Source organism: Microcoleus sp. AR_TQ3_B6, from assembly GCF_036702785.1.
In the GTDB taxonomy this organism is placed as follows: Bacteria; Cyanobacteriota; Cyanobacteriia; order Cyanobacteriales; family Microcoleaceae; genus Microcoleus.
Genome location: NZ_JAUBVJ010000156.1, coordinates 1 through 8,985, shown reverse-complemented (window position 1 = coordinate 8,985; position 8,985 = coordinate 1). Strand labels below are relative to the sequence as shown.

Here is an 8,985-nt window from a genome sequence, read left to right as displayed (position 1 = left end):
AAAATAGCTCAGTGCCAGGTTAATAATAAATTAAAGCCCTTTTCCCGCAACAACGGAAAAGGGCTTTAGTTTTTTGGTGAGTTACAGATGTTTATAATATGACAAGTGCGTAAGTCCAGAACTTGTTGCGTATTTGAAGACGAGTAAGAATTATCCCAGGCAATCATTAAAGGAGTTAATGTTAGAGCCACATCAGGCCATTACCAAGTCGAACGTTTTATATTTAATTAAGTTGACTTACTTAATTTCCATTTCAAGGTAGTATATGGGTAATAAAAACTATGGAATTGGGCAAATATATGTTTCAAAGCATTACTTCTCAATTAAATGATTCTTCCTTCTTGTCATATTTAGTAATAGTATTAGGCTTTACTAGCATAGCGTCTATACTGAGTTGGCGATGGTGGAAAGGAAAGAAAACGTATAAATCGCTACAATCACTCCCTTCGCCTCCCCAATATTGGGTGTTAGGAAATCTGCCACAAATATTAGTAGCAGTAAAACAGAAGAAATTTTTTCAGCAAATTTTTAATTGGAGCCAGCAGTTAGGTCCGATGTACGTCATCTGGAATGGCAGGAGCCCATCTGTGATTTTAAGTAAACCAAAAGTAATTGACAATACCATTATCAATGGGATGAGAGATGGTAGCTTAATTAGATCCAAGCCAGTAAGTCAAGCATGGAACGATATCAGCGGTTCTATTATGCTCGGAGAAACTGTAACGGAGTGGCAGTGGCGACGGCAGGCTTGGAATCCAGAATTTAGTTCGAGCAATATTTCCAAATATCTGGAAATAATTAGCCAAGCTTGCGAACAAGTCATTGAGACACTGAAACAAGTTGCCCCCCCAAAAGAGGTGGAGGTAGATCCTCTGTTTGTGGAACTAACAATGAGGGTGATTTCCTCTTTTGTACTAGGTATTCCTGTAGATAGAAATAGTACCAGTCAGGAAGGTTCCCCCCTGGAAGTTAGCAAGGTGTACGAAGCGATATCTATTCTAGGCTATCGTTTCCTGCGACAAGCTACGGGGGAGAAAAGATGGATGAAATATTTGCCAACTCAGAATTCACGGGATTATTGGGCAGCAAGGCGATATTTAACGGAATTCCTTACTCCCCGCGTAGACTTAGCTTTACAGATGAGAGAACAAAATCCAACTGATTTCCCAGAAGTCAGTAGTTTGTTTAGGGAATCAATGTTAGTCAAAATCGCGGCTAAAGAACCAAAATACGATCGCGAAACCTTAATATCAGAATCGATTGAACTATTAATAGCTGGTACTGACACCACAGCCCATACTTTATCCTTTGCAGTTGGCGAATTGAGCTTAAATCAAAGAGTATTTCAACAAGCACGAGATATCGTTGACCAAGCTTGGCAAAAACAAAGTGGGATTAACCTAAAAAACCTCAAAGAATTGGCTTATATTCGTGCCATTATCAAAGAAACACTGCGCCTTTATTCAGTTGGCTCTGGCTCAACTCCATTGGAGACTCAACGGGATACTCTAATTGAGGGTACAGTGATTCCGCGTGGGACAAGAATATCCTGGTCAATGCTTGCAGCCGGAAGAGATCCAGAAGTTTATGCTAACCCAGAGGAATTTCTGCCCGAACGTTGGCTAGACAAGAATAAGGAAACAAGTTCACTGCCAATGATACACTTTGGCTCAGGGTCACATCGTTGCTTAGGAGAGCATCTATCAATGCTGGAAGGAACAATGATGTTAGCATTATTGGTGCGCCACTTCGATTGGGAGTTAGTTAACGGTCGTTCTTCTCTCGATGAATTACAGCAAAACCTGTTAATTTTTCCCTCAGATCGAATGCCAGTACGCTTTCGAGAGAGAAACGGAGCCTAAACTTTTCAAACACCGCAATTTTTAGGAATATACAAGATAGGCCGATTAGCGCTCTTCTGTCACTATAAGGAGAGGAAAATAGGTAATCTGGGGTAAAATTCGTTTGAGCAATGGGAAGGGGAAAGAAATTTATCAAAGAAATCAGCCTAGGAAATCCCAAAGATTATTGCGGAATCGGAAACATCTTCAACTAGCTTTGGATTAGATTGAAGTAGATACAGCATATTCCATTTATATGCGGTACACACAATTTTGTTGTAAGTAAGGTGCGTTGCCCTCAACAATCTGCAATTTCCATGTGGACTATAAAACAGTGGCGCACCCTACATAACACGTACCACACAATATAGCTGCTACTGTACTTAATAAACCTAGAATATGGTGTAAGTAAGGATGAGTGGAAAAATGCTCCGTACTTTTGATGCCAAATCTTATACAGATTTACTTGTTAGGTATCAACCAAAACCGATCGCAAATGAAGCAGAAATGGAACCACTCCGATCCATCCCGAACTCGGTTGTTAAACGTTGCTATGGCGAAGATACTCGGCGGGTGGCTGCAGGGTAAAATAGCTCAGTGCCAGGTTAATAATAAACTAAAGCTCTTTTCCCGCAACAACGGAAAAAGGCTTTAGTTTTTTGGGGAGTTAGGCGAAAAGAGAAAGTGAATATTACCACTAAAACCTCATAGCAGATAACCTCAAAAGCCTAACAGAAAACCTTTCGGCGGTGGGGCGCATTTTGTTAAACCGCATGACGGATTTGCTGCTGCACAAGGATTTGAATCACAAACTCGGTGCCCTTACCAGGTATTGAGAAGCAATCTAACTTACCGCCATGTTTCTCAGTGACAATCTGATAGCTAATCGCCAGCCCCAGGCCCGTTCCCTTACCGACAGACTTTGTGGTGAAGAATGGATCGAAGAGGCGTTTCTGAACAGATTCACACATTCCCGTTCCGTTATCAGAAATTGCAATTTTTACCCACTTTGAATCAATCATGCCAGTCCGAATGGTAATCTGGTTGGGATTTTCCTTGAGTTCCTGATAGGTTCGTTTGAGGTTGGCTTCTTCCAGGGCATCAATAGCATTTGCCAGGATGTTCATAAACGCCTGATTGATTTGACCGGGATAGCATTCTATTAGCGGTAGATTACCATAATCACGAATTACTTGAATCGCTGGACGCTCTGCTTTATCTTTCAAGCGATGCTGCAAAATCAACAACGTACTATCAATGCCCTCATGAATATCAACGGCTTTGAACTCAGCTTCATCCATTCGTGAAAAGTTGCGGAGTGACAACACAATCTGGCGAATGCGATCCGTGCCGAGTTTCATGGAGTCGAGGACTTTAGGTAGATCGGCTTGGATAAACTCGATATCAATATCTTCCGCCTCAGCTTGGATTTCGGGTGCTGGGTCGGGATAGTAATTCTGGTATAGTTGCAAAAAATTTAATAAATTGTGAGCGTATTCCTGCACATAAGTCAAGTTGCCGTGAATGAAGTTGACTGGATTGTTGATTTCGTGTGCCACCCCTGCCACCATTTGCCCCAAAGCAGACATCTTTTCGCTATGCACCATCTGAACCTGAGTGCGTTGCAGTTCCTGTAAGAGTTGTTGCAACTGCGTATTTTTGTGGCTGATTACTTGGGTTCTTTCCTTAACTTTAGATTCAAGGGTTTGGCTGTAGTTTTCGAGTTGTTCGTTGGCTGTTTTCTGTTGCTGTAACAGTTGTTGAACAGCGCGAATTAATTGGTTAAAGGCATGGGCAAGCATTCCAATTTCATCATCTTGCTCCACAGTCGCTTGTAACTCAAAATTAGATTCTTCAGTAGTTCGTCTGGCAACGCTGGTAAGAGATTGAATGGGTTGGGCAATTGCTCGGCTGGTCAAAAATGCCAAAAGAATGGCGATCGCAACAGACAATCCGATACTTGCAACTACCACTTTCTCAGCAACTTCACTAGCCTGTTGATATGACCTTGTTGCTACCTCAAGTTCTTGGTAAGCTCGGTCAATTAAACCCACTAAATCATCGGAGATGCCATCGAATTCAAGCGCAAAAGGGCTGTTGGTAAATTCCAACATCAGCGCTTGGGCTTGCTCAACATCAGTGGGTGACTCAAGATTCAGACTACGAATTCGTTCAACTCGGCGTTCTAATTCCTGTGAGTAGAGTTGTGGTATACCCTCATAGGTTTGGAAAAAGTCTGTAATCGTTGCTTGACGCACAGCAGCTTTTAGGGTTCGAGACTTTGCTACAAATGCCTTAAGTTCAGCCCAAATTTCTTGAATTTCCCTTTCATGCTTCAGCAGGTGAGCATATTCAGCCTCAAATTTTTCTGGGTATTGCGCTAAAGGAATGAGTTGTTGTTGGTGGGTTCGGGCTTGGAGAACTCGAGATTGCAGACGATGCAGAACTTCCACTTCGTTACGCGCGTGTTTTTCTCGCTCTTGAGTCTGTTGTTGATAACGATCGCCAATTCCAAAACCAGCAATTGTTCCAGACACAGCAATGCCTAGAGCAAGGGTGTATCCTAAACCGATCTTTTGGCCAACTCTGAGACTGGATAACCGTTGTCCTAAACTATGGTGCCCCATATAACATTCTCTAGCGGTACAGGAGATTTGCTTGACCCAGTGCACCCTATTTGCTCATTTTAAGCCTTTGAGTTTGAAAACCGACAACTCCTAGGTTTAGGATAGGTTTTCCCTTACAGCGTTTACGTCTTGAATTTACGCTTTTCTAAAGGCTCTACCTAAATCGTGCAGAACCCCGCAGTAGCTCGTCACCCCGCCCGTTCCAATGTTACTCGCAAACGCCGAACATCTTTTTTGCCTTCTAAGTTAGCACAACTATCAGAATTCCACCGGATAAAATTTGGTGCAAACTTCCCGTCAGCGCTAGTTGCCCACCGTCAAGTCTCGGCCTGCTCTTGAGTTAGATGAAGTGCTATAGCTTTTAGTGTAGCTTAAATTCGCGATCGGGCTCATTAGTCCTTACTTCTAAGCGATCGACTTCCTCGAACCATTTTGCTCAAGCTTTGGCAATATCGTCTGGGAGTTGGGGTTCAGCTATTCTATTTTGGTGCTTGTGCATCACAAAGTCGATGAAGTCGTTGACTTTTGGCAAGAATGATTCGGGAAGTTGCTGCAATAAGGGCGATCGTAATATCAGGAATAGTCATAATAATTGTCCATTCCAGTCGTTTTTATTTTCATAGAATCATAACACCATCGTGCTTATGATGTAATGGAACCACTCCGATCCATCCCGAACTCGGTTGTTAAACGTTGCTATGGCGAAGATACTCGGCGGGTCACTGCCCGGTAAAATAGCTCAGTGCCAGGTTAATCATAAATTAAAGCTCTTTTCCCGCAACGACGGAAAAGAGCTTTAGTGTTTGGGGGGTTAGGGTAAAATAACTTCATCAAGAAATTTTTTGACAAGCTTGATGCTATCCAATTCCATTGTTTTCTCATCTATCCATCGATTATCCTGTATAGAAACTTGCAGAGCCTTGCCCGGTCTTAGTATGCTACTGATGCTTGAAATCACTGCTTTATTTTTGCCTGCTGGTTTATTTAACTCCTTCAAGTCATTGTTGGTTAATTGATTAGTATCAATGGCAGAAACATAGTTAGTAGACATAGATAGTAGATTTGGATAGTTTAACTTTGCACATTCCAACAAAAGATCTTCTAAGGTTCCTGGGTCACTGTTATTAGGAGCGATAAAAATTCCACATCTAGGGGAACCTTTCATGACTTCGCCCAGTGTTGGAGGTAAGGACAAACCTAGTGGAGACAACTCAGCAATTAGTTTATCGAATCTTTCTTGAGGTGTTTCGACATCATCAGCATCTAAAAAAATACCAATACCAAAAATATCTGAAGCTGGAATTATAGCAAGGCTTTCCTCGATAGTATTTGACAAGCGTGTAATTCCAATAGCACTATGTAAAGCAACTGATAGCTCAGCATTTTGTAAAAATACTGGAACAGGCACACGCTTCATCAAATCATCATTTATCGGAAATGTTTTAGGTACAAGTGGCTCCCAAAATGAGTCAAGTTTAGATAAAAGAGTAACTCGCTTTAAACCGTAATATTTGAGAAAGCAAATCAAGAATTCAATATCTTGAGGGCCTTCTCCAACGATGTAACAGTACCTAACCATAATCACCTCACATCCAGTCCACGCTCTGAACGCAACCTATGCAACAAATTACCAGAAAACCTCTGGGGTGCTTGTCCATTATGGTTTAGTCGAAAAGCTACAACATTGTCTGTAGCAATTTCAGGCTGTAGCATTGCATCGATAGCTTCGAGACTGTGAGTTGTCACAAAAAGCTGTATTTCTCGGCGGCGACAGGTTTCAATCAGCCAAGAAAATACACGGCCAAGGGCTGAAACATGGATAGATGTCTCAATTTCATCAACTAGAAGTACACCATTAGCTGTAGTCAACAAAGTGAGAGCAATAACTAAAGCTCGCTTAAATCCATCGCCAAATACATATAGAGGAGCCAAGCCAAGCTCTTTATGTTTTATGTAAAGAGTGGCTAGAGCGGTTGGCATGGGAAGTATTTCAATGTCAAGAATATTATTGTCAAAGGAGCGAATCAATTCTAATACTTCATTTTTACCATCTTCTTCTTGCCTGATGATTCGTGATAGCCGCTCTAGAATAGGTTCAGATGAAGAATAGGAAGGAAATATAGTTGCATTTTTAACGATGGGTTTATTGCGTCGGCGCTGGACAAATCGCTCGTTTTCCCAAAACTGAAATATTTCACGTTCTGCTTCAGGGGGGAATAAATTAAGTTGTGCTGAAGCTAGGTTGACTGCAATTTCTAATTCTAGACCGACTCTAACTGAGTCAATTTCAGGAGAAGACACCTCTTCTTCTGGAGAAGATATATCTTTATCAAAGCTTTTTTGATTGTTTTTTTCTACTCCACTACCATAAATTTCTCCAAGCTTTGCTTTCAATTCATGTATGGGTGTAGTCCCATTTGCTTGTATCAGAATTTCAGCTTGGTAAATTTCGTCATTAGAAGCACCTATTTTTTGAGAAAAAATCCATTTCAATGCCTCAATGTTGGGTCGAAGTGAGATTAATTGCGATCGACCGAGATATAATCTGCGTTGTGAAACCTCAAGCCACTGAAAGGGATCGAGTGGATTGCATAAAATCGAAATAGCTTCCAGAATGCTAGTTTTTCCGGCATTGTTATCGCCTACAAAAATGTTTACCTGTCCTAGTTGAGACAGATTTACTAATTGAAGAGCGCGATAGCCACTGATTTGTAAACGGTCAAATACATGAGACATAGGAACTGGCTTCAAGAGCCTGATTTTTTATGAGAGTTGAGATTGCTTCTATCTAATCACTAAGACTCAACGTTGTCAATAGGATACCTGCCACAACTATACTCAATCAAAGCCATGGCGATTTATTCGCTTTGGCTCGCCATCACAATACTACACTATTATCGACGGTAATTACTTTCCTTCGAGAGGTTCATCACTATCATCAGCGGTACAGATTTTATTTTTCCAAATTCCAAGTCGGCCTCGCTTTGTCGGCTTTTCTTGGGTTGAGTTTTTAGCCTGCTTTTCTATCAAAAACTCAATATAATGAAGGACTTCTGTCTGAAGAGAGTCAGGGAGTTCTGCTAATTTTTCTAAAATGACTGGCTGTATCATGGTTTCTGCTCGCGATCGCCCCATCTACTCCATTAAAGCACCCACACCCAAAGTCAGCAACAGAATACCCCATTATTTAGATTCCTGGACGCACTCCGACCAAAGAAACCGGGTTTTTTTACGAAAAGAGCGATCGCGCCCACAGATTCGCTAAAAAACCCGGTTTCTGGACTCTCATGCGTAAGTCCTAATGTACTAGAATCGCCCCCGCCTCGCAAATCCCGTGAAGCGAAGCTATCCCGAAGGGAATCGCCCCCGCACTCACACCATCCTTATTTTGCAACTTGCCTAAAATTACCCGATCGACTATCGTTCCTAATAGATATCATCCCAAATCCGGCTTATGACTTACGCATAAATACCAAAGAAACCGGGTTTTTTACCAGCGTTAAAGGCTCAAATCCAGTGTTTTCGTAAAAAAAACGGTTTCTGCGCCCCACCCGCCCTAAACTTGATATAACAACCGACAAAAACATGACAGCAATATTACCGCCTTGGATAGTTTTAGACTCCCTATTGCACAACTGGCTGCTAGAAGATATCGGTAGGGGCGATCGCACAACATCGGCTTTATTTCCCGCAAACAGCATCCAGGGTACTGCTAAATGGATTGTCAAAGAAGCTGGAGTCATTGCCGGATTGCCAATTGCCGATCGCACATTTAAACTTTTAGACAGCGGCCTCAGTTTCATCCCCCAAGTACCAGAAGGGAAACTGTGCGAAAAAGGAGAAGTAATCGCCGAGATTTCCGGCAATTTCGATGCGCTGCTAACCGGAGAAAGAGTAGCATTAAACTTGGCAATGCGTTTGAGCGGCATCGCTACATTAACTCAGAAATATGTTGACAAAATTGCCGATTTGCCCGTGCAATTAGTGGATACGCGCAAGACGACGCCGGGATTGAGATTGTTGGAAAAATACGCAACTCAAGTCGGCGGTGCTAGCAATCACCGGATGGGATTAGATGACGCGGTGATGATTAAAGACAATCACATTGCCGCGGCTGGGGGAATTGCAGAGGCGATCGCCCTAATTCGCAATTCTATCCCCTATCCGCTGACGATCGAAGTCGAAACCGAAACTCTCGCCGAAGTAGAAACAGCTTTGCAGCACAAAGCCGATATTATCATGTTAGATAATATGTCCTTTGATTTGATGCGGCAGGCAGTGGCAATAATTCGCCAAAAGAGCGATCGGGTAAAAATTGAAGCTTCTGGCAATGTTACTTTAGAAACAATTAGAAGTGTAGCCGAAACCGGAGTGGACTATATTTCTACCAGTGCTCCGATTACGCGATCGACTTGGCTGGATTTGAGCATGAAAATTAATAGTTAGTTGACTGTTGACTGTTGACTGTTGACTGTTGACTGTTGACTGTTGACTGTTGACTGTTGACTGTTGACTGT

General features: G+C 42.1%; 6 protein-coding genes, 1 rRNA gene and 1 pseudogene. 3 read left to right on the top strand and 5 right to left on the bottom strand.

Going from position 1 to position 8,985, the window contains the following annotated elements; translation table 11 throughout:
• Positions 1 to 281 precede the first annotated feature (281 nt).
• Positions 282 to 1,862 (top strand): cytochrome P450, encoded by a 1,581-nt coding sequence (locus QUB56_RS35580; RefSeq protein WP_332961070.1) that lies wholly within the window; start codon positions 282 to 284, stop codon positions 1,860 to 1,862.
• Between the two features lie 743 nt (positions 1,863 to 2,605).
• Here QUB56_RS35580 and QUB56_RS35575 read toward each other — a convergent pair.
• Together QUB56_RS35575 and QUB56_RS37590 are read right to left on the bottom strand one after the other, a co-directional pair.
• Positions 2,606 to 4,378 (bottom strand): ATP-binding protein, encoded by a 1,773-nt coding sequence (locus QUB56_RS35575; protein ID WP_332961069.1) that lies wholly within the window; start codon positions 4,376 to 4,378, stop codon positions 2,606 to 2,608.
• 278 nt (positions 4,379 to 4,656) lie between these two features.
• Positions 4,657 to 4,773, bottom strand: a pseudogene (locus QUB56_RS37590) (DUF6753 family protein); the annotation flags it as partial.
• 329 nt (positions 4,774 to 5,102) lie between these two features.
• Between QUB56_RS37590 and rrf the strand changes: the two are divergent.
• A 5S ribosomal RNA gene (rrf, locus tag QUB56_RS35570) occupies positions 5,103 to 5,219 on the top strand.
• A gap of 60 nt (positions 5,220 to 5,279) precedes the next feature.
• On the opposite strand, the gene QUB56_RS35565 is transcribed toward rrf, so the two are convergent.
• From QUB56_RS35565 to vapB, 3 genes are all read right to left on the bottom strand, one after another.
• Entirely contained in the window at positions 5,280 to 6,047 is a 768-nt protein-coding gene (locus QUB56_RS35565; RefSeq protein WP_332961068.1) for a DUF3226 domain-containing protein, read from the bottom strand.
• Positions 6,048 to 6,049: 2 nt separating this feature from the next.
• Positions 6,050 to 7,219 (bottom strand): AAA family ATPase, encoded by a 1,170-nt coding sequence (locus tag QUB56_RS35560; protein ID WP_332961067.1) that lies wholly within the window; start codon positions 7,217 to 7,219, stop codon positions 6,050 to 6,052.
• Positions 7,220 to 7,375: 156 nt separating this feature from the next.
• The gene (vapB, locus tag QUB56_RS35555) at positions 7,376 to 7,579 is read right to left on the bottom strand and encodes a type II toxin-antitoxin system VapB family antitoxin (protein WP_332961066.1); all 204 of its coding nucleotides are present in this window, start codon (positions 7,577 to 7,579) and stop codon (positions 7,376 to 7,378) included.
• A 474-nt stretch (positions 7,580 to 8,053) separates the two neighbouring features.
• Here vapB and nadC point away from each other — a divergent pair, with 474 nt between their 5' ends.
• The gene (nadC, locus tag QUB56_RS35550; protein ID WP_332961065.1) at positions 8,054 to 8,914 is read left to right on the top strand and encodes a carboxylating nicotinate-nucleotide diphosphorylase; all 861 of its coding nucleotides are present in this window, start codon (positions 8,054 to 8,056) and stop codon (positions 8,912 to 8,914) included.
• Positions 8,915 to 8,985: the final 71 nt, after the last annotated feature.

Coding starts and splice junctions, on each gene's coding strand:
- vapB (WP_332961066.1), bottom strand. CDS start 7,579: ATGATACAGCCAGTCATTTTAGAAAAATTAGCAGAACTCCCTGACTCT.
- QUB56_RS35565 (WP_332961068.1), bottom strand. CDS start 6,047: ATGGTTAGGTACTGTTACATCGTTGGAGAAGGCCCTCAAGATATTGAA.
- QUB56_RS35580 (WP_332961070.1), top strand. CDS start 282: ATGGAATTGGGCAAATATATGTTTCAAAGCATTACTTCTCAATTAAAT.
- nadC (WP_332961065.1), top strand. CDS start 8,054: ATGACAGCAATATTACCGCCTTGGATAGTTTTAGACTCCCTATTGCAC.